This window comes from Pseudomonas sp. BF-B-30, from assembly GCF_019956305.1.
Classification (GTDB): domain Bacteria; phylum Pseudomonadota; class Gammaproteobacteria; order Pseudomonadales; family Pseudomonadaceae; genus Aquipseudomonas; species Aquipseudomonas jessenii.
In genome coordinates, this window is the sequence record NZ_JAHBDG010000011.1 from 41,313 (window position 1) to 62,000 (window position 20,688).

15 protein-coding genes are annotated in these 20,688 nt (G+C 60.2%); 4 read left to right on the forward strand and 11 right to left on the reverse strand.

Annotated features, from left to right (window positions below):
* Positions 1 to 8 precede the first annotated feature (8 nt).
* From KGB29_RS06745 to KGB29_RS06790, 10 genes are all read right to left on the reverse strand, one after another.
* Complete coding sequence (locus tag KGB29_RS06745; RefSeq protein WP_223616259.1) at positions 9 to 2,108, reverse strand: acetate--CoA ligase family protein; 2,100 nt, start codon at positions 2,106 to 2,108, stop codon at positions 9 to 11.
* Between the two features lie 18 nt (positions 2,109 to 2,126).
* Entirely contained in the window at positions 2,127 to 3,287 is a 1,161-nt protein-coding gene (locus KGB29_RS06750) for an acyl-CoA dehydrogenase family protein (RefSeq protein WP_008021395.1), read from the reverse strand.
* A gap of 40 nt (positions 3,288 to 3,327) precedes the next feature.
* Positions 3,328 to 4,119, reverse strand: coding sequence for an enoyl-CoA hydratase/isomerase family protein (locus tag KGB29_RS06755; protein WP_150813208.1), 792 nt, complete (start codon positions 4,117 to 4,119; stop codon positions 3,328 to 3,330).
* A 356-nt stretch (positions 4,120 to 4,475) separates the two neighbouring features.
* The gene (locus KGB29_RS06760) at positions 4,476 to 5,912 is read right to left on the reverse strand and encodes an amino acid permease (protein ID WP_150813210.1); all 1,437 of its coding nucleotides are present in this window, start codon (positions 5,910 to 5,912) and stop codon (positions 4,476 to 4,478) included.
* Positions 5,913 to 6,120: 208 nt separating this feature from the next.
* Positions 6,121 to 8,376, reverse strand: coding sequence for an ATP-binding protein (locus KGB29_RS06765; RefSeq protein ID WP_150813211.1), 2,256 nt, complete (start codon positions 8,374 to 8,376; stop codon positions 6,121 to 6,123).
* On the reverse strand, positions 8,373 to 9,146 hold the full coding sequence (locus KGB29_RS06770; RefSeq protein WP_150813212.1) for a substrate-binding periplasmic protein: 774 nt from the start codon (positions 9,144 to 9,146) through the stop codon (positions 8,373 to 8,375). The genes KGB29_RS06765 and KGB29_RS06770 overlap by 4 nt, the downstream gene beginning before the upstream one ends.
* A 5-nt stretch (positions 9,147 to 9,151) precedes the next feature.
* Positions 9,152 to 9,868 carry a response regulator gene (locus tag KGB29_RS06775; protein WP_150813213.1) on the reverse strand — a complete coding sequence of 239 codons (717 nt, stop codon included), beginning with the start codon at positions 9,866 to 9,868 and terminating at the stop codon, positions 9,152 to 9,154.
* Positions 9,869 to 9,960: 92 nt separating this feature from the next.
* Positions 9,961 to 10,608, reverse strand: a complete 648-nt coding sequence (locus tag KGB29_RS06780; protein ID WP_007981565.1) for a TetR family transcriptional regulator C-terminal domain-containing protein — start codon at positions 10,606 to 10,608, stop codon at positions 9,961 to 9,963.
* A 240-nt stretch (positions 10,609 to 10,848) separates the two neighbouring features.
* Positions 10,849 to 11,637: a class II aldolase/adducin family protein gene (locus tag KGB29_RS06785; RefSeq protein ID WP_150813214.1), complete on the reverse strand. Its 789-nt coding sequence runs from the start codon at positions 11,635 to 11,637 to the stop codon at positions 10,849 to 10,851.
* A 75-nt stretch (positions 11,638 to 11,712) separates the two neighbouring features.
* Complete coding sequence (locus tag KGB29_RS06790; RefSeq protein WP_057714928.1) at positions 11,713 to 12,762, reverse strand: ABC transporter substrate-binding protein; 1,050 nt, start codon at positions 12,760 to 12,762, stop codon at positions 11,713 to 11,715.
* Between the two features lie 314 nt (positions 12,763 to 13,076).
* Here KGB29_RS06790 and KGB29_RS06795 point away from each other — a divergent pair, with 314 nt between their 5' ends.
* Positions 13,077 to 15,038: an FAD-dependent oxidoreductase gene (locus KGB29_RS06795; protein WP_150813215.1), complete on the forward strand. Its 1,962-nt coding sequence runs from the start codon at positions 13,077 to 13,079 to the stop codon at positions 15,036 to 15,038.
* Positions 15,039 to 15,216: 178 nt separating this feature from the next.
* On the forward strand, positions 15,217 to 15,813 hold the full coding sequence (locus KGB29_RS06800) for a cupin domain-containing protein (protein ID WP_090455087.1): 597 nt from the start codon (positions 15,217 to 15,219) through the stop codon (positions 15,811 to 15,813).
* On the opposite strand, the gene KGB29_RS06805 is transcribed toward KGB29_RS06800, so the two are convergent.
* Positions 15,810 to 16,742 (reverse strand): helix-turn-helix domain-containing protein, encoded by a 933-nt coding sequence (locus tag KGB29_RS06805; protein ID WP_057714931.1) that lies wholly within the window; start codon positions 16,740 to 16,742, stop codon positions 15,810 to 15,812. The genes KGB29_RS06800 and KGB29_RS06805 overlap by 4 nt on opposite strands.
* Before the next feature lie 162 nt (positions 16,743 to 16,904).
* On the opposite strand from KGB29_RS06805, the gene KGB29_RS06810 reads away from it, so the two are divergent.
* Positions 16,905 to 18,263, forward strand: coding sequence for a glutamine synthetase family protein (locus tag KGB29_RS06810; protein WP_150813217.1), 1,359 nt, complete (start codon positions 16,905 to 16,907; stop codon positions 18,261 to 18,263).
* A 337-nt stretch (positions 18,264 to 18,600) separates the two neighbouring features.
* The gene (locus KGB29_RS06815; protein WP_223616260.1) at positions 18,601 to 20,688 is read left to right on the forward strand and encodes a hypothetical protein; all 2,088 of its coding nucleotides are present in this window, start codon (positions 18,601 to 18,603) and stop codon (positions 20,686 to 20,688) included.

Consider the following 20,688-nt stretch of genomic DNA (forward strand, 5'->3'; position numbering starts at 1 on the left):
TCATGTCCTCACTCGTGGCCGAGGCGAATCAACGCATCGACCGCAGTCGTGCCTTGGGCACTGACCAACAATGGGTTCACATCGAGTTCCAGCAACTGCGCGGCGTTTTCGCAGGCGTAATCGGCCACGGCGCGGATCGCGGCCACCAGGGTGTCGAGATCTGCGGACTCACGACCACGGAAACCTTGCAGTAGCGGTGCGCTGCGCAGACTGAGCAAGGCATTGCGGATCGCGCCGTCGGTGGTCGGCAGCAACAGACTGCGACTGTCCTTGAGCAACTCCACCAGAATGCCGCCGGCACCGATCACCAGGGCGAGGCCGAAATCGTTTTCGCGCTTGATGCCGACAATCAGCTCAGTCAGTGGCGGCTTGGCCATGGGTTCGAGCAACAGCTGATCGAACACGACGCCCGGGGCGTAAGCGGCAATGCTGGTGCGCATCTTCTCCAGTGCAGCGCTCAATGCCGCGCCGTCCTTGAGGTTCAGCGCCACGGCACCGGCCTCGGTCTTGTGTGGCAGTTGAGCGCTGACCGCTTTGAGTACCAGCGGATAGCCCAGGGTTTCTGCTGCCTTCAGGGCCTTGTCCGGCGTGGTCAATACGCCGTTGGGCGTCGGCAGGCCAAAGGCTTTTAACGCCTGTTTGGAATCCCATTCATTGAGCAAGCGTCCCTCGCCTTCCAGCGCCTGCGGGCACAACGGTACCAGCGCCGATTCCCCCAGCGCCAGCAAGGCATGGCGATTGCGCTGATAACCGGCGATGCGGCCCCACGCGGCCAACCCGTCTTCAACGCCCTGCAAGGCTGCGACGCCTTGGGCGTGCAGACGTTCACGGGCATGGGCCGGCAGCAATTCAGGGAAGGCCGAGGTGACAAAGCCGGTCTTGCCGTGACGTTGCAGTGCCGCGCAGTACAACTCCAGCAGCAGGTCGCATTCCTTGCGCTCGCCGGTGAACTCCGACGGATAGTCGAGCACCAGCATCGCCGCGTCGGCTTCGGTGCGCAGCGCGCTGTCGAGCATGCGGTTCAAGGCTTCGCCGTCACCCCAGATCGCCGTGGTGAAATCCAGCGGGTTGACCAGGTTGGCATAGGTCGGCAGCACTTGCGCGAGTTCGCCGACCTGCCCTTGATCGAGTTTCGGCAGGCCCAGGCCGTTGCGTTCGGCGTAGTCGGCAATCAGCCCGGCGTCGCCACCGGAACAGGCCAACGCAATCAGGCTGTTGCCCGCCGGCAGATTGCCGCAGGCCGCGGCTTTGAGGGTTTCGACAAAACTCACCGGGCCGCTGACGCGAATCACCCCGAGACGGTCGAACAGCGCGTCATACAGCGCATCGGAGCCGGACAGCGAACTGGTGTGAGTCAAGGCCAGTTCGGCACCGATCTGCGACACGCCGGTTTTCAGGGCGATGATCGGAATGCCCTTCTCCAGTGCCTTGTGCGCAGCGCGGGCAAAACCCGGCACATTCTTCAGGCCTTCCAGATGCAGGCCGATGGCGGTGACCCGAGTTTCGTCGAGCAACACGTCCATCAGTTCAGCCACGCCCAGTTGCGCCTGATTGCCCACCGAGGCCATGTAGGCCACCGGCAGCGAGCGGTCGCTCATGGACAGGTTGTAGGCGAAGTTGCCGCTCTGGGTCAGCACCGCCACGCCCTTCTCGACTGCCTTGCCGCCGTGGGCCACCGGCCACAGAGCGGAGCTGTGCAGGTAGTCGAGCAGGCCGTAGCAGTTGGGGCCGAGCAAGGCCATGTCGCCAGCGGCCTTGAGCAGTTGCTGTTGCAGGGCCTGGCCTTCGGCACCGGTCTCGGCGAAGCCGGAGGCGTAGCAGATCGCGCCGCCTGCGCCGATGGCGGCCAGTTCGGCCACGCAAGTCAGGGTCAACTCACGGTTGGTCGCAATAAATACCGCGTCCGGGCCGCAAGGCAGCTCGGCAACGCTGCGCACGCAAGGAACGCCTTCGAGGCTGTCGTGCTGCGGATTGACCAGCCACATTTGCCCTTGGTAGCCGCCTTCGGCACAGCGCTTGAGGGCGCGGGCCATGCTGCGGCCGCCGACGAACGCCACGTGTTGCGGCGCGAGCATGCGTTTGAGGTTGTCACGAATGGTTTGGGACATGGGAGTTCTCCGGGCCGATCAGCGCAGCAGCGGCCGCAGCAGCTCGCGGGAAATGATGTGGCGCTGGATTTCCGAAGTGCCTTCCCAGATCCGTTCGATCCGCGCGTTACGCCAGATGCGCTCCACCGGACCTTCGTCCATCAGGCCCATGCCGCCGAAGATCTGCACCGCTTCGTCGGCGGTACGGCCGAGCACTTCACTGGCGAACAGTTTGGCCATGCCGGCCTCGCCATCGGTCATGGTGCCCTGGTCCATTTTCCAGGCGGTGTGCAGGGTCAGCAGTTCCGCGGCGCGGATTTGCGTGGCCATGTCCGCCAGCTTGAAAGACACGCCTTGATAGGTGCCGATCGGCTGGCCGAATTGCTTGCGGTCCGCCGCCCATTGCAAGGACACGTCCAGTGCGCGCTGGGCCTGACCGACACAGTTGGCCGCGACCATCACCCGGCCGGCGGTCAGCCAGGCGTTGGCAACGTCCCAGCCCTTGCCGACTTCGCCCAGCACTTTGCTGGCCGGCACGCGGCAATCGTCGAAGAACATTTCGAAGGTGTGATAGCCGCGGTTGCTCACGCACTTCGGCCCACGGCGGATGGTCATGCCCGGGGTGTTGCGGTCGACCAGGAACGAAGTCACGGCGTTGCGCTTCTTGCCGTTGTGTTCGTAGGTGTCGGTGACGGCGAAGACGATGGCGAAATCGGCGTGGCCGGCGTGGCTGATGAAGTGCTTGCTGCCGTTGAGAATGAAGTCGTCGCCTTCACGCACCGCGCGGGTCTTGATCGCATTGGCATCGGAGCCGGCACCCGGTTCGGTCAAGGCGAAGCAGTCGATTTTTTCGCCCTGGATACACGGCAACAGGTAGTCGTTGATCTGTTCGCCCTTGCAAGCCATGAGGATTTTCGACGGCCGTGCGACAAACACGTGCAGCGCCCAGGACACCTTGGACAGCTCGCGCTCGATCAGCGCCTGGGACAGGTAATCCAGGCCACCGCCACCCACTTCTTCGGGCATGTTGAAGGCGTAGAAACCTGCCGCGATGGCCTTGCCGCGAATCTGCGCTGCCAGTTCCGGGGAAACCTCGTCGGCGCGGTCGACTTGCTCTTCATAGGGCAGCAGTTCCTTCTCGACGAAGCTGCGTACCGAGTCCACCAACATTTCTTGTTCTTGGGTCAGTTGGAAATTCATGGTGCTACCTGTTGTTCGTGTTCTGGGAGATGGAGAGGTATCAACGACCGATGAAGCGTGCCGGGCGTTTTTCCATGGCGGCGCGCAGGGCTTCGTTGCCGTCTTCGCTGCGACCACACAACAGGCCGGCGGCCAGTTCGGCCTGCAGTTGTTCGGCCAGGCTGCGTTCGGCGCCTTCACGCATGAGTTTCTTCGTCTGGGCGAAGGCAAAGGTCGGGCCAGCGGCCAGGCGTGCGGCCAGTTCGCTGGTAACCGTCAGCAATTGATCGTCGGCACAGACATCGCCGACCAGACCGGCGTCGAGGGCCCGGTCGGCGCCCCACAATTCGTCCAGGAACAGCAGACGCTTGGCCTGTTCGCTGCCGATCAGGCGCGGCAAGTGCCAACTGGCGCCGGCGTCCGGCGAGTACGCCATGCTGGTGTAGCCGGCCTTGAAGCGTGCCGATTGCCCGGCGATGCGCAGGTCGCAGCACAGGGTCAGGTCCATCCCGGCGCCGACGGCGGTGCCGTTGATGGCGGCGATGGTCGGTTTTTCCAGGCTGTGCAGGCGGGTCATCAAGGCGTGGGCGGTTTCGGTCCAGCCGTAGGTTTCCAACGCCCCCCGGGCTTCGGCATCGGCCCATTCATCAAGGTCCGCGCCGGCGCAGAAACTGCGGCCGCTACCGGTGAGCACCACCACGCGCACCGCTGGATCGGCGTTGAAACCGTCGAGCAAGCCGTGCAGGTTTTTCAGCGTCGGAATATCCAGCGCATTGCGCTGGGCCGTGCGATTGAGGGTGATCCAGGCAACGCCTGCTTCGACCTGACTGAGCAGCGACGATTGAGTGGTCATGGGAATCCTCGAATTATTGTGTTTGGTCTGAGGTGATGCGACTTGAGGCCATACTAAACGAGTGTTCAGTAAGGCGGCAATTGGGAAGGAAATGGGCTGTAACAAGCCGCCACTGTCGCCAAGTCATTGGTTTTATTAGGTATTATTCGGATTGCGAGGGATGTGCCGATGGTGCTGTTACAACTTCGAACAACTGATCACAGAGGACTAAGTCGCAGATCGACTGCCCACCACAAAACCAATGTGGGAGCGGGCTTGCTCGCGAAGGCGGCATCACATTCAACATCTCTGTCGACTGATCTACCGCTTTCGCGAGCAAGCCCGCTCCCACAGAGGGATGTGCTTGCTTCAAGGAATCAGGCAGTCGGCAAGCTCGGCGCCAATACCCCCTGACGCTTGCGATGGATCAGGAAGTACGCGCCATAGCACAGCGCAATGAATCCAAAGCCCCAATACAGCGACGGACGCTGGGTTTCATCCAGGGCCAGGAACACGAACAGCGAGCAGCACAATGTGATGCACATCAGCGGCAGCACCGGGAACCACGGCGCGCGGTATTTCAGGTCGCTGAGTTTGCCGCCGTCACGCAAATACGCCTTGCGGAACTTGTACTGCGCCAGCGCGATGACAATCCAGGTCACGGTGCCGGACATGCCGCTCACCGCCATCAACACCATGAACAAGGTGTCGGCGGCGACGAAGCTGGTCATCAGCGACACCAACGCGAAGCACAAAGTGATGCTCAAGGCACGCAGCGGCACGCCACGCTTGCTCAAGGGCGACAGGCTTTTGGGCGCCATGCCGGTTTTCGACATTGCCCACAGGATGCGCGTCGAGGCATACAGGCCGGAGTTGCCCACCGACAGGATCGCGGTAAGGATCACGAAGTTCATCAGGTCCGCCGCATAGGGAATGCCGACCATGTCGAACACCTGCACGAACGGGCTTTCCATCAGACCGGCCTGCTGCCACGGCACGATGGCCGACAGCACGATGATCGCCAGCACGTAGAAGATCAGCACGCGGAACACCACGTTGCGCACGGCGCGGGGAATGCTTTTTTCCGGCTGGTCGGTTTCACCGGCGGCCACGCCCATGATCTCGCAACCCTGGAACGCGTAGACCACGGTCATCATCACCGCGAACACGGCTGACAGGCCGTTGGGGAACAGCGAATCGCCGATCAGGTTGGTCGCCATCGGCGCCGGTGCGCCGCTGCTCAGGGGCATCACGCCGAAGATCACCAGCACACCGACCACGATGAAACCGAGAATCGCCGCAACCTTGATCCCCGAAAACCAGTATTCGGCTTCACCAAAGGCGCGGGTCGCCATGGCATTGATACCGAACAGCACCACCACGAACAGCGCCGACCAGTACCAGATTGGCACCTCCGGGAACCAACGGGTCATCAGCATGCCGGCGGCGGTGAACTCCAGACCCACGGTGGTGGCCCAGCTCATCCAGTACACCCAGCCGATCATGAACCCGGTGGCCGGGCCGATGTATTTTGTGGCGTGGGTCTGGAACGAACCGGACACCGGCATCTGCACCGACAGTTCCCCCAGGCAGACCATCACCAGGTACATCAGGAAACCCGCGACCAGGTAAGCCAGGATCGCCCCCACCGGGCCGCCCTGGTTGATGGTCACGCCAGAGCCCATGAACAACCCGGTGCCGATGACGCCGCCCAACGACAGCATGAAAATGTGCCGGCTCTTGAGGGCCCGGGTCAGCTGGATGCCTTTATGATCAGTGCTGCGATCAGTGCTGCGATCAGTGTTTTCGTTCATGTCGGCACCTCAGCAGTCAGAGAGGTGCGCAGCGCGCGACAGGACGTCACGGCGCAGGGACGGATCAGCTTTACGGCAATTCATTATTATTATCTCCAATAAGCTTCGAAGACCGCGCTGCGGCGGTTGCGTCGATTATTGGAAAGCCATGTAAGTTCGCGTTGACCGTAAAGATCGAAGTTGTACAAAGTCGTAACAAACCTGTACGTCAGCTCTGCAACAGGCCTTTGAGGGTATCGAGCGAATGCTGCAATTGCTCATCGAGCGTGAGGCTCATGCGGCGGATCGCCGATTCATCGTTTGCCAGCGCCAAGGTCTCCAGCGCCCTTAACGTGCTGGCCAAGCCCCGAAAACCCAGGGAATCGCAGCTACCGGCCAAGCGGTGAGCCAGTTGCGCGACCTCTGTGCAGTCATCGGCGGCCATGGCTTCATTCAGCGCGTCGCGGTGCTGCAGGATCGAGTCACGCAGAACCGCCAGCAGACCCTGAACCTTTTGCGCACCGAGCAGGCTGCGATGGGTCTGTAACAGCGGCCAGTCCATTGCCTCATCGCTGAGCAGCGATTCGGCCACAGGCACATGCCCTTCCAGCACCTGGCGCAGGTTTTCCAGTTTCAGGGGCTTGGCCAGGACACCGTCCATGCCGGCCTCCAGATAACCGCGCACCAGTGCCGGTTGCACGCTGGCGGTCAGGGCGAAAATGCGGGTATGGCGGTTCGGCCCGTCGCTGTGGCGGATCTGGCGGCATAACTCGACACCACTAATGCCCGGCAGATGCACATCCAGCAGCATCAGGTCGAACACCTGCGCCGCGCAGTGTTGCAGCGCCTGATCCGCTTCTTCGGCGAGCCACACCCGGTGGCCGTCCCGTTGCAGCAAGCCCTGGACCACTTCGCGGTTGAGCGCCACGTCTTCGACCACCAAGATGTTCAGTGCCGGCCCCGCCGCCCGAACCGGCGGGGCCTCAGCCACGCCGCTGGCCGGCTGCAAGGGCAACTCGAACCAGAAGCAACTGCCGCGCCCCTCTTCACTGTCCACGCCGATGCAACCCCCCATCTGCTCCACCAGGTGTTTGCAGATCGCCAACCCCAACCCCGTGCCCCCAAAACGTTGCGCGACTTCTTCGCTGGCCTGGGTGAAACGCTCGAAAATCTTTTCCTGCATCTGCGGGGCAATGCCGATGCCGTCGTCCGTGACACTGACCCGCAGCCGCTGCCCTGTTTGTTCGCCGGTTTCGCTGAGCAGCGCCACCTCGACGCTGACTTCGCCGCCTTCGGTGAACTTGATCGCGTTGGCCAGCAGGTTGCTCAGCACTTGGCGCAGGAACTGCTCGGCGCCGTGGTGATGCTCGGCAATCCGCCGGTCGACGCGGCAACTGAGGATCGTGTCGTTGTTCAGCGCTCGCGGTTCCAACAGAGTCAGTACTTCGTCGAGCAACTGGCGCAGCGAGAAATCCACCGGTTCGGGATGGCTGACGCCCTCCTCCAGCTTGGCGAAATACAGCACTTCGTTGAGGATTGTCAGCAAGCCTTCGCCGGCCTTGTGCAAGGCATCCAGGCGTTTGCCGTCCTGGGCATCCAGCCGAGCGCCGCGCAGCAATTCGGCCATGCCGAGAATGCCATTGAGGGGTGTGCGCAGTTCGTGGCTCATGGTCGCCAGGAACCGCGACTTGGCAAGGTTGGCCGCTTCCGCTTCGTCCTTGGCGCGCATCAGGCTGGCGGTGCGGCGCTCGACCATTTTCAGCAGCTCGTCACGGTTGTCCTGCAAGGCCAGCCGATCGGTTTCCCGGCGCTCGATGTCCCGCAGGATCGCCCGGCGCATGTCGTCCAGCGCATGGGCCACGGTGTCGATTTCGTCACTGCCGCGGCGCTTGTCCAGGTGCAAGGGTTCCTGCCATTCACCGGCGGCGATACGCCGGGCAAACTCGGCCATGACTTTCAGGTGTCGGGTCACCAGTCGATAAAACAAGCCCGACAGGGCAACGGCCAGACCGCAGAGAAACACCGCCATCCACAACAGGCTGGTCAAACCGGTGGCGTAGAGTCGCTGGTACACCGCCCCCAGATCGGTGCTGACTTCCAGTTCACCCAAGTTGCGTAAAGGGCCGGACGGCGGCTGATAGTCCAGGGCAAAGCGCTCGATGCGCAGCGGTCCCGCAGGGGCCGGATTGCCCTGTACCAGGTCGAAATCGGCGCTGGTCAAGTGCACCCGCGCGACGTCGGAGAAGTCCACCAGCCCGCGCAACTGCACATTCAACTGCTCCTGGTTCAAGTCCCAGAGGCTGCGTTCCAGGCTGGCCAGGTACCCGGCGCGGATCAGTTCCATGCGCGAATCGATGTCGCGCATTTCCCGTCGATACTCGATATACAGTTGCACACTGCTGGCCAGCACGGTGAAGCACAGGCTGAACAACAGAATGAACAGCAACAGGCGTCGCAACAGTCCACCGGGACGGGCGCGAATCATTGCGCATCCGCCGGCAGGTTGATCATGTCGCGGTAGGTCACTTCGCTTTCGTTGAGCCAGCGCTCGATGTCACCGGCATCGATCATGCGCTGCAACTGCGCATTGATCTCGGGCATGCGAGTGGCCAAGGGCGAGCGCCGCGACACGGCAACCCGCAGGTAGTCCACGTTCAACGCCTTGGGCAAGGCGACGATGTCCTGGCCGCCGGGCAGGTTTTCCACGTACAGCTGGCCGGTGCGCCGCTCCTGAGTGATGAAGTCGATGCGCCCGCGAATCAGCTTGCCGAAGTTCTGGTGGCTGTCGGAAACCCATTCGATATTGTTGTTGCGCGCAACCATGCGATCGAACTCCACGCCGTAGCTCTCACCGAACAACAGGCCACCGCGGTAACGGGCCAGGTCGTCCAGTTGTTCGAATTTCACCGGATGCTGGCGGTTGACGAACAACGCCACTTCTTCACGCAATACCGGCACCGTCGAGAACAGCATGCTCTGCTCCCGTTGCGCGGTGCTGTAGGCCAGCACCACATCGACCCGACCTTCGGCGGCGTCCAGCAGGCAGCGTTTCCAGTTGCCCAGCACGACCATCTCGACTTCATACCCCAGTTGACCGAACAAGTGCTTCACCACGCTGGGCGCCAGGCCGCGCACCTGCTTGCCATCACTCCAGGAGATCGGCGGGTACACCGGGTAATCGCAGTAACGCACCTTGTCCGCCGCGACGGCATGGCCGGCCACCAGTATCGCCAGCAGGCAAAGCCATCGCGCCATCAACTTCAGGCCGCCACGCTGGCGGTGAACAGGTAACCGGCGCCGTGAATGGTAATGATCAACTGGGGTTCGGCCGGATCGTCATGCAACTTGCGGCGCAGGCGCCCGACCAGCACGTCGATGGAACGGTCGTTGGGCACCCATTCGCGGTTGCGGATCTGGTCCATCAATTGATCGCGGCTGAGGGTGTGGCCGCTGTTGCGCAGGAACACGCTGAGCAACTGGTATTCGCCGTGGGTCAGCAGGGTTTCGCTGCCGGAAGGATCGATCAGGCGACGACGGTCGGTGTCCAGCGCCCAGTCGGCAAACTGCTTGACCGGTTTGGCCGCCGCGATGGCGGGCGCTGGCGTTTGCGCATGACGTACCCGGCGAATCAGGTTTTTCGCCCGGGACACCAGCTCCCTTGGATTGAGGGGTTTGATCACGTAGTCATCGGCGCCGCATTCGAGGCCGACGATGCGGTCGATTTCATCGTTGCGCCCGGTGATCAGGATGATCCCGACCTCCGAACGTACCCGCAACTCGCGGGTCAGGGTCAGGCCGTCCTTGCCCGGCAGGCGGATGTCGAGCATCACCAGGTCGACGCTCTGGCTGGCCAGGAAGGTTTCCGCCAGTTCCGCCGTGGCGGCGCAATGGACGTCGTAACCTTCCTGGGACAGGTAGGCGTGCAGCACATCGCGAATCAGCGGATCGTCATCGACGATCAATACCCGAGGAGTCATCGCTTGGTGTCCGGCATAGGCCCGAGGGCCAGTTTCTTATTAGAGTGTTTTCCTGCGTCGGCGCCAGAGAGTATCGATTGCTGAACGACTGATCAACAGTCGCTCGTCTGCACGCAGAAGCGCTGTCGTCCGCCGGCCTGCAAACCATCGACCCAGGCCTCGCAAATCTGGATGCCCTGCTCCGGGGTGAAGGTGCCGGGGTTCAGCCCGGACTCCAGCCACAAGCCGTCGAGCAAGGCGCTGAGGCTGATGGCGGCGAGGTCGGCATCGAAGTTTTCCCAGCCTTCCTCCTGGGCCAGTTCCGCCAGCACCTTGCGCAGGATGCCGCGATACTCGCCATAGGAATGATCGTGGGCCTGGTTGATGGCCTCGGCGGTTTTCACTGCGCCCCAGAACGCCAGCCACGCATCGATCAGTTGCGGATCGAGCAGCTCGGCGGAGAACGATCCGCGAAAAAACGCCGACAAGCGTTCCCGGGCATTCGGCGCGGCTTGCTCCATGGCGTCACGCAGCAAGGTCATGACCCGCCCGGTGATCGCCATATAAGCCTCGGCCACCAGTTCATCCTTGCCGGAATAGTGATGGCTGATCAGCCCCACCGAGACCCCGGCCTCGGCGGAAATCTTGCGGATCGACGCGCCCTGGAAGCCATGACGCTTGAGGCACACCAGCGTCGCCTCGATCAGGTTGGCTTTACGCAACTCCGGTTCCATGCGGGAAAAACGGGCTTCCTGATTCATGGGCGACACGCTCCTTGGTTCAATCGTTTAGGCCCGCGCGGGGTAGCGGCGGGCTGAACGAATGTACAGCAAGAGCGGGCTATTTCTCCAGTCAGTTGCCACTCTGCTAGAACGTGGCGCCTGCTTCGCGAGCAAGCCCGCTCCCACAGGGTTTTGTGTTGGTCACAGATTTTGCGTACCCCCCCCTGTGGGAGCGGGCTTGCTCGCGAAGGGGCCAGCTCAAACAACACAGAACCCGGATCAGTCGCGGTAACCCGGCGCCACTCGATCCAGCATTCTCAACAACGCAGCCCAGGCCAGTTGCATGGCATCCGGATCAGCCAGCTGACCCTCCTCCAACGGCCGCCCCGGATCATTGAACTGCCGCTCGGTATGCGCGCAGACCTCGTCCGACGGCAGTACAACCTCACCGGCGGCCTGGGCGGCCAACTGGATTTCACAGGCCTTTTCCAGGTAGTACATGCGCAGGAACGCCTGGCTCACCGTCTCACCGACGGTCAGCAAACCATGGTTGCGCAGCATCAGTACCGATTTGTCGCCCAGGTCCGCCACCAGCCTTTTTTGCTCGCTCAAATCCAGCGCCACGCCCTCGTAGTCGTGGTAGGCAACACGGCCATAGAACTCCATGGAAATCTGGTTCACCGGCAACAGCCCGCACTTCAACGCCGCCACCGCGCAACCGGATTTGGTGTGGGTGTGCAGCACGCATTGCGCATCTTCGCGGGCGCCATGAATAGCGCTGTGGATCACGAAGCCAGCCGGATTGACCGGGTACGGCGACGGTTCCACAGCGTGGCCATCAAGGTTGATCTTCACCAGATTGGACGCGGTGATTTCATCGAACATCAACCCGTAAGGGTTGATCAGAAAGTGATGCTCCGGCCCCGGAATGCGCACCGAGATGTGGGTGAAGATCAAATCGGTCATGCGAAAGTGCGCAACCAGGCGGTAACAGGCCGCCAGTTCCTCACGCAGGCGCTGCTCTGTGGCGCTGCGTTCGGGTGCCAGGTGGGTGGCGATGTTGTTCATTCTTGTGGTTCTCCAGGCTGATCGGCTGGGGCAGACAGTAAGGCTGGACGCTCGGACACGTCCAGCCATCGGCAGTTATTTACTGGCCCAGGCGTTGAAGCGCTCTTCGAGCTCTTCGCCATGATCGACCCAGAAACCGACGTTCATCGACAGTGCGCCCTTGAGGTTCTGCGGCGCGGTGGGCACCCATTGCGCCAGTTTGTCGTCCAGCCGTGCGGCGGCCTGGGTATTGGTCGGGCCGTAGGGGATCTGTTGCACGTAGTTGACCTGGGCGTCCGGTTGATTGGCGAAGGCAATGAATCGCTTGGCCTGATCCACATGTTTGGACCCTTTGATGATCGCCCAGTAATCCATGCCGTACAGGCTGCCGGGCCAGACCAGACCCAGGTGGCTGCCTTTCTGCGCGGCGTCGGCGATGCGCCCGCTGTAGGTCGAGGTCATTACCACATCGCCGGCGGTCAGCCATTGCGGCGGTTGCGCGCCCGCCTCCCACCACTGGATGTAAGGCTTGAGTTCAGTGAGTTTGGCGAATGCCCGGTCCACGCCCTGCGGGGTGCTGAGTACCTTGTAGACGTCTTCGGTCTTGACCCCGTCCGCCAGCAAGGCGAATTCGAGGTTGTACACCGCGCGTTTACGCAGCCCACGCTTGCCGGGGGTTTTCTTCACGTCCCAAAAGTCTGCCCACGAGGTCGGGGCCTGGGCCAGTTTGTCGGTGTCGTAGGCAATGGCCACGCTCCACACCAGCGCAGCGGAGCCGCATTCCTGTGCCGCTTCGGGGATCAACTGGTCGGCATGGCCCAGGCGGGTCCAGTCCAGGCGCTCGTACATGCCTTCCTCGCAACCGCGCATCAGGTCCGGGCCTTCGATCTGCACTACGTCCCAGTCGACGTTGCCGGTATCGACCATCACTTTGATTTTGGCCATTTCGCCGTTGTATTCGCTCTGGATCACTTTGCTTTGATCCACGGCGGCGAAGGGTTGAAAGAACGCCACGTCCTGGGCTTTTTGTCCGGCTCCGCCGTATCCGACCACCACCATGTCCGATGCTGCCTGAGCGCTGCCCAGGCCCATGGCCACGGACAACACCAAAGGATAAAAACCGTGCTTTAGCGTGTGCGATTTCATCAGTGGTTCCTCTTGCAGGTGCCACGGGACCCAAGGCCCGCGCAGCCCTTTTTTATTGTTGTGAGGTTTGGCCCTGGAGCGGGCTCGATACGAAACTACTGCAAGGCATAGTAAAAAAACAAGTTGATTTTTTACTGAAGGTAAATTTCTATAGATAAAAATAACAACACCGAAAACCTTATGCCTCTGTAGGAGCGAGCTTGCTCGCGATGGACCTGAGGGCGACGCGTTCATCCGGACAACACGCGTTATCGTTAACGACCATCGCGAGCAAGCTCGCTCCTACAGGTCAGCCTGCCAGGAGTACCCGCCACATGACGACCTCGACACCCGCCTTCGCGCACCTGTTCGAACCCCTGGAGATCCGTGGCAAGCGCCTGAAGAACCGCATCATGTCCAGTGGTCACGACAGCTCGATGCCCACCGACAACCTGGTCAATGAACAATTGATCGCCTATCACCGGGCACGGGCCGAAGGCGGAGCCGGGCTGATCGTGCTGCAAGTGGCCGGGGTACATGACAGTGCGCGCTACACCTCCCACGTGCTGATGGCCACCGACGATGCGTGCATCGAGGGCTACCGCAAACTGGCGCAAACCTGCCATGCCCACGGCACCCTGGTGTTGTCCCAGGTGTTCCATCCGGGGCGGGAGATCATGGAGTCCAGCGATGGCCTGCTGGCGGTGGCCTACTCCGCATCGTCGGTGCCCAACGAACGTTTCCGGGTGATGCCCCGCGCGCTGGACCAGGCAATGATCGACGAGATCGTCGCCGGTTATGCCGCTGCCGCCCGCCGCCTGCATCAGGCAGGCATTGATGGCGTCGAGGTCGTGGCCAGCCACGGTTACCTGCCGGCACAGTTCATCAATCCGCGGGTCAACCGGCGTACCGATGGCTACAACGGTGAGCTGGACCAGCGTTTGCGTTTTCTGCGCGAGGTCATCGCCGCCGTGCGCGCGGCGACCGACCAGCAGTTCATCATCGGCCTGCGCATTTCCGCCGACGAGCGCGACCCGGAAGGCCTGACCGAGGACGAATCCCTGGCCGCCGTGCAGTCACTGCAAGCGCAGCTCGATTACGTGCATATCGTCGCCGGCACCTCGGCTTCCCTTGGCGGCGCGGTGCATATCGTGCCGCCCATGGCGATCGAAGCCGCGTACCTGGCCAGGGAAGCCGGGACGTTCAAGGCCAGTTTGAACATTCCGTTGTTCGTCACCGGGCGCATCAACCAACCCCAGGAAGCCGAGCTGATCCTGGCTCGTGGCCAGGCCGATGTGTGCGGCATGACCCGGGCACTGATCTGCGATCCGCAAATGCCCAATAAGACCGACACCGGCCGCGTCGAAGACGTGCGGGCGTGCATTGCCTGCAATCAGGCGTGCATCGGCCACTTCCACAAGGGCTTGCCGATTTCCTGTATCCAGCACCCGGAAACCGGTCGCGAACTGATCTTCGGCGAACGGCGACAAGCGCCACAGCGCAAACGCATCATGATCGCCGGCGGTGGCCCGGCCGGGATGAAAGCCGCCACCGTCGCAGCCCAGCGCGGCCATGAGGTGACGTTGTACGAATCCAGTTCGCAACTGGGCGGTCAGGTGCTGCTCGCGCAATTGCTGCCCCGGCGCAGCGAGTTCGGCGGTGCCAGCACCAACCTGCAGCGGGAAATGGAACTGGCCGGCGTGCGCGTAGTGCGCAATACCCGAGTCGACCGGGCACTGGTGGAGCAGGAAAAACCGGACATGGTGATCGTCGCTACCGGTGCCGAGCCCTACTGGCCACCCTTCGAGCGCGGTGGTGAGTTGCAGGTGGTGGACGCCTGGCAGGTATTGCGCGATGAAGTACGGATCGGCCGTTCGGTGGTGGTGGTCGACTGGCGCTGCGACTGGATCGGCCCCGGCATCGCCGAACGCCTGGTTCGCGCCGGGCACCAGGTACAGCTTGCGGTCAACGGCACCCATTGCGGGGAAAACCTGCCGCTGTACGTGCGCGATCAACTGGCCGGCGAGCTGCATAAACTGGGGGTGCCGATCACGCCGTACGCGCGGCTGTATGGCTGCGATGACAACACGGTCTACCTGCAACACACCGCCAGTGGCGAACCGATGCTGATGGAGAACATCGACACCCTGGTGCTGTGCCAGGGGCATCAGCCGGTCGATACCCTGGGCGCGGAGTTGCAAGGGCTGGTGGAGTTTCGCCGGATCGGCGACTGCCTGGCGCCGCGCACCGCCGAAGAAGCGATTTATGAAGGCCTTAAAGTCGCGTGGGAGCTTTAAGGCTGTTTATACTCCGGGGCTTAGACGGCTAACACCAACCCTGTAGGAGCGAGCTCTGCTCGCGATGGACCCGAGAACACCGCTGGGTGTCAGGCTTCCAGCGTTATTGTTGGCGACCATCGCGAGCAAGCTCGCTCCTACAGGGATTTGTGCCACTCCTCCCGGTTCGGATTTGACCATGAGCAACAGCAGCACCACACAGCCCGCACCCGGCAACGCCGAACCGCATTTTCTCGGCACGCGCATTCGCGGCCTGCGCAAGCGTCGGGGCATGACCCTGACAGAACTGGCGCAACAGAGCGAACTCACCGCCGGCTACATCAGCCAGCTGGAACGCAACCTCGCCTACCCGTCGATTCCGGCGCTGTTCAACATTGCCCGCAGCCTCGGCGTCACCATCCAGTGGTTCTTCGCCAGTGAAGCGGTCACCGCGCCCGAAGACGATGGCATCGTGGTGCGCAAGAACAGCCGCCTGAACGTGCATTACGAAGACGGCATCGTCGACCAGTTGCTGACACCGCAAGCCAACCGCCAACTGGAAATGCTCCACTCGCGTTTCCCGCCCGGCACCTACAGCCAGCAAAGCTACAGCCACGACGGTGAAGAAGCCGGCTACTTGCTCTCGGGGAGTTTCGAGTTGTGGGTGGGCGAGCGCCATTTCCAGCTCAATGAAGGTGACAGCTTCAGCTTTTCCAGCCAGGAACCGCACCGCTATGGCAACCCTGGCGATGTCGATGCGGTGGTGATCTGGGTGATTACACCGCCGACGTTCTAACGTCGGCCGCGACCAGGGGACGGCGTGACACTCGCACGCTTGAGGGTGTCGCTCGGCAATTCCTTGAACAGCGCACGATAGCTGCTGGAAAACCGCCCCAGATGCCAGAACGACCAACGCATCGCCACTTCAGCCACGGTGGTTTGCGTCGGCGTGCGACTCAGCAATTCGCGGTGGGCGCTGTTGAGTCGGCGCAGGCGCAGCCACTGGGTCGGCGACATGCCGGTGTAGGTCTTGAACGCATGCTGCAACTGACGCAGTGAAAACCCCGCGATCTGGGACAATTCCAGCAGATTGAGATGTTCTTCCGGGGTGTCCGCGGCCCATTCCCCTACCCGTTTCATGATCGAGCGCTCCCCGGCCCGACGCTGCAAGGCGCCCTGGTCGAGGCCGACACACGCGTTGTCGAGGATGAACAGGCAATCTTCCAGCAGTTGCTGGGTCAGCGCTTCGCGGCTCGGTGGATCGAAGGTCTGCGACAGCCGCGTCAAGGTTCCGCTGAGCCAACGGCAAAACAGCGCGTTCTGCTGGGCGTTGAGCGGTGCCATGAACAACCCTTCAAGCCTGGCGATGTCCAGGCTGTGGCGCTTTACAAACTCCGGCCCGAACACCACGGCGATTTCCTGGTAGTTCTCCGGGGTGATCCAGATGTTGCGGCTTTCGCCATTCAACACGTACAGCGCGTTGTCACCGCGATCGAAACAGAACGATAACGAACCCTGGGGCGCGCTGAAATTCTGCTCGACCCGGGTGTTCATCGACTCTTCGTAAATCTCCACGCCCTGCAGATCCAGATAACGCACCCGACCCGCGAAGTGCCCCGGCGACATCTGCTGGTATTGCTGCACCCAGCCCGGCGTGGCGCGGATTTGCTCGGCGACATCGGCGGTGTTGAACGCTTGGACCTGGAGGGAACTGGAACCTGTCATGGGGCGACCTTACGCACTCTTTTGGTGCGTTTTGTGCTGCTTAAAGTGGATAGATGGAACCGCAAGGCTCGCACAAGATAGTCGTCAACGCGCTACAGGGGAAGTGTCCGGCGGATGAAACCGGTCTCTCCTGGCGTTAATAAAACCAATAACGAGGTCTTTATGAATGTCCCTTTCGATCAGCTGTTCACTTGGCTGAAAGATCACAAGATTACCGAAGTCGAGTGCGTCGTCAGCGATCTGACCGGCATTGCACGCGGCAAAATTGCACCGACCAACAAGTTCCTGCATGAGCGAGGCATGCGCCTGCCGGAAAGTGTCCTTCTGCAAACGGTAACCGGGGACTTTGTCGACGACGACATCTACTACGACCTGCTCGACCCGGCCGATATCGACATGGTCTGCAAGCCGGACGCCGACGCCGTCTACGTGGTGCCATGGGCCATCGAGCCGACCGCCATCGTGATCCACGACACCTTCGACAAGTTCGGCAACCCGATCGAACTGTCGCCGCGCAATGTGTTGAAAAAAGTCCTGCAGTTGTACACCGATAAAGGCTGGCGGCCGATTGTCGCGCCGGAAATGGAGTTTTACCTGACCCAGCGCTGCGAAGACCCGGACCTGCCGCTCAAGGCGCCGATGGGCCGTTCGGGCCGCGCCGAAAGCGGTCGTCAGTCGTTCTCCATCGACGCGGCCAACGAATTCGACCCGCTGTTCGAAGACGTCTACGACTGGTGCGAACTGCAAGGTCTGGACCTCGACACGCTGATCCACGAAGACGGCCCGGCGCAGATGGAAATCAACTTCCGTCATGGCAACGCCCTGGACCTGGCCGACCAGATCACCGTGTTCAAGCGCACCATGCGTGAAGCGGCGCTCAAGCACAACGTGGCGGCAACCTTCATGGCCAAGCCGGTCGGCGACGAGCCTGGCAGCGCCATGCACCTTCACCAGAGCGTGGTGGACATTGCCACCGGCCAGCCGATCTTCGCCGATGCCGATGGCAACATGAGCGAGCTGTTCCTGCATCACATTGGCGGCCTGCAGAAGTACATCCCGAAAGTGCTGCCGATGTTCGCGCCGAACGTCAACTCCTTCCGCCGCTTCCTGCCGGACACCTCGGCACCGGTGAACGTCGAGTGGGGCGAAGAAAACCGCACTGTCGGCCTGCGCGTGCCGACCTCCAGCCCCGACGCCATGCGTGTCGAGAACCGCCTGCCGGGCGCTGACGCCAACCCGTACCTGGCCATCGCCGCCAGCCTGCTGTGCGGTTACCTGGGCATGGTCGAACGCATCGAGCCAAGCGCTGCGGTACAGGGCCGCGCCTATGAGCGCCGCAACCTGCGACTGCCGATCACCATCGAGGACGCCCTGACCCAGATGGAAGAGTGCGACACCATTGGCCGTTACCTGGGCAGCAAGTTCGTGCGGGGCTATGTCGCGGTCAAACGCGCCGAGCACGAGAACTTCAAACGGGTGATCAGCTCCTGGGAGCGTGAGTTCCTGATGCTCAGCGTCTAAAAACCTCGCTCCCACAGGAGGCACGTGAATACCAAGCAAATCACCTGAAGAATCCAATAATTCCAAGAAGGTATCGATATGCGTCTATTGAAATCCATGGTCCCGGCCGCACTCGCGGTCTTGTTCAGCGCCGTTGCCCAGGCTCAGCCACAGGTCAGCGTATGTTGTTTTCTAGACACCCAAAAAGCTAAAACGCATTTTATTAATTAATATCAGTATCTTACATTGATTAATGACATAGCCATTTGACACCTGTTGACTGTCTACTATTCTGAGATGATCCCGCCTCCAAGGCCGCGATCACATGCTTAGACATAGGGTTGTAAGCCCAAGTAAGGTGCACTTCGAATCCCCTGACCGAGACAAAATAGACGGCTGGCGTTACACGTCCGCCAGAATCCCGCCTGGTGTCCCTCAACGCTTTCTTAAAGCAATCATCGAAGCTGTCGAAAAACTGGGCGGACGCCTCGCATGCGAGTCCGTGCCAAAACTTGCTGCAGCGATGAGTGAGATTCTTGCGTTTCTCACGAGGAATGATGTGTTTGTTGATTCGAGTTTGAGTTGGGACGACATTCTCTATCTCCATCTCTTTGAGAAACTTCGGGACAAAAAAATCAAGCATCGAACAAGGGTTATGCAATGGCAGACCATTGAAAAAATATACATAGAGCTTGCACGTTTCAATGCAATTCCTTTTGACGCCATTGTTCCTTCGGGCACAGTTAGGAGTGGATGCGCAGAAGATGCACTGGCACCAATTGGACATAAACGCAAAGATGTAGATGTTCCAATAACCATGGCAGATTTGCTTCCAAAACACGCCTTGATAGCTCAAGGACTTGAGCTTGATGATGATGAGTTTATAGAAAAACTAATAAACAGGCTCCAAAATGGAGTTGACGTACAAATAGAGCTTTTGACAGACTATTGGAATAAGGTTATTAGCTGCTGGCAGATCGGTAAATCTCTTCTTTCGAAGGTTTCGACCTCCGCACTAGAAGATCGACTGGCTAACAAAGATTTTCATAAGGATGGACAACATATTGCTCACCCCGCTGCACCCGACGGAATGGCGTGGTTCCTTCGTGGAGTTCAGCATTACGCGCTCACCACTTACGAACTCGATAAACTCAACTTCAATCAGCTTTGCAAGCTGCCCTTCTTTAAAGATTTGTTTGAAATAGAAGGCATCGAAAATTCGATCCTTCAACAATTAAATGATGTTTCGGGGGTATCAGCGCCACCAGCATGTAGGGCCAACAGACAACCCACCGAGCTTATATCCCGCCTGCTTGGGCTTCTGTCAAAACGGGACTGTGCTGCAGCATGCTGCATTTTGACACTTGAAAACCCATCATTCAATGCCGATTCAATCGCGAACGCAGACCTATATACTCAAAACGGCAAGCTCTACATAAAAGCTCAAACAATACATCAGAGACTCATCTTTAGTATTAGCAAGCCAAGAGCAAGAACGCGTAAAGTTTCCGTACTTTCACCGCTTAGTGCTCGTATAATAATGAATGTCGTCCAAGCGACATCGGACATCCGAGAGCGTCAGAAATTCTTTCACAAACGGAACTGGCGCAAACTTTTTTTGATTTCGACTCGGAAGCAGATCGGCTCTATTTCACGTCCGTCTTCAATCATATCCACCGGTAACGGAATTACGCTACATTCGCTTTTTGAAGCTCGACTCAAACAAGTTGAGATTGACCAGTTTAGCTTCAACTTAAGCACGATGAGATCGACCCAGGCCATTTTGTGCTTCCTGAAACACGGCAGCATAAAAATGGTCGCCGACTTGCTTAATAATTCTGTTCAGGTGGTTAAAAAGCATTACATTCCGCTCTGGATGATGATCTATTGGGGCAATCGAATCCTCCGAACAATCCAACAAAAAATCATAGTTGTATCTACAGAGGGAAGCGCTTGGCAACTTGAAGCCAGTGACTTTCTCGACGCTGCTTCGCTGCGGAAATTCATCACCAAAATCCTCCGTGATCTCAAAAACGGGGACGCATTCAGCGAAATGATTCGCGAGCGACTCGGGAAGTATTCATCCGAACCTTTAGACCAACCCTACCGAGAAACGGAACTTCTGATCCTGACGGGCGTCAAGGAGCTCGCCTTCCTCTATGCATACTCCGATGTAGTACAGGCTAGTAACATCAAGCCGGTTACATCCGACGATAGCGAGCTTTCTGATGAGCAGATTCGTTCGGTTGTAGAACTTTTTCGTCAATGCGATCGGATTCTTGATGACGAGTTAACTGATGCAGACTATGCGGTGCTTGCCAAGGTTTCGGGAGATTCACTGATGCAGTTTCAGCGAATACATGTTGCAGCAACTAATAGTGCTGAAACACTGAAGCCAATCTTCCGAGAAAAGCTCCCGAACATTGAACAGCGTGGAGATTCTTGA